1 protein-coding gene is annotated in these 1211 nt (G+C 54.7%); it reads left to right on the top strand.

The features are described 5' to 3' along the window. Positions 1-226 precede the first annotated feature (226 nt). Entirely contained in the window at positions 227-1189 is a 963-nt protein-coding gene (locus ACS603_RS23420; RefSeq protein ID WP_315686826.1) for an IS110 family RNA-guided transposase, read from the top strand. Positions 1190-1211 lie beyond the last annotated feature (22 nt).

Genomic DNA, 1211 nt, shown 5'->3' on the forward strand with positions numbered 1-1211 from the left:
AACCCTTATGTCTTGATCTTCTCCGCTCCGGCGGAGAAGATCCCCGACTGATCATCGGGAGGTTACCGGTGAGCATCACCCAACCCTGGTGCCCCTGAGCCCGCGGGAGAGATTATGCCCCGGTAACCTGTTTCCCTGTCGCCTCAAGACCGAACGGTATCCTGTGCCCCGAGCACCCACATATAAGGATGGTCCGGCGATATTATTCATAAGGTTACGGAGTGCCATGATGAATCCTGTCCACGTCGGCGTTGATATTGCCAAACTCAAATTTGATGTCGCTGTCCTGTTGCCAAATCAGAAGTACAAAACCAAAAAATTCGCCAACACGCCTGTCGGATGCCGTGAATTCCTGAACTGGCTGGCGCGTTTTGAGCGTTGCCACGTCTGCATGGAAGCAACAGGTGGCTACAGCACTGAACTGGCCACCCTGCTGGCCGATAATGGCTGCTGCGTCAGCCTTGAAAATCCTGCGCGTATCCATGCATTCGCAAACACGGAGCTGACACGCAATAAAACAGACAAAAGCGATGCGGCGCTGATTGCACGCTACTGCGCCCTGCATCATCCCGCTCCCTGGTATCCTGCTCCGCTGAGCGAACGGCAACTGACGGCTCTGGTACGCCACCTGCGTAACCTGGAAGAGATGCGTCAGATGGAGATAAATCGTCTGGAAGCAGCGGATGACGTCATTGTTCCTTCCCTGAATGAACACGTCGCGATGCTGGATGAACTGATTGAAGAAACGCGCAGGAAAATCAACCGACACATCGATGATAATCCGGACCTGAAGCGGGACCGGGAGCTGCTGAAGAGTATCCCCGGGATAGGAGAGATGCTAAGTGTGAGTCTGCTGGCGTTCGCAGGTAACCTGCGACGCTTCAGCAACAGCAAGGCCCTGGTGGCGTATGCTGGTCTGAATCCGCGGCGCTGTGAGTCGGGGTTGTGGAAAGGAAAAAGCAGACTGTCGAAGGTAGGGCATGCAGAGTTGCGCAGTGCGCTGTATATGCCAGCGGTGGTGGCAGGAAGATGCAATGATGTGGTGAAAAGCCTGATGGAGAGGCTTGCGGCGCGGGGGAAAACAGGAAAAGAACGGGTATGTGCAGGGATGAGGAAATTACTGCAACTGGCTTATGGAGTGGTGAAATCCGGGCGCGAATTTAATGCTGAAATACCGCTTGCCGGATAACCGGCAAGACGGTATCTCTCCC

The organism is Enterobacter sp. Li2LvB3 (assembly GCF_056156645.1).

What these genes read in the sequence shown, in the direction of transcription:
- ACS603_RS23420 (WP_315686826.1), top strand. Translation starts at nt 227, where the DNA reads ATGATGAATCCTGTCCACGTCGGCGTTGATATTGCCAAACTCAAATTT.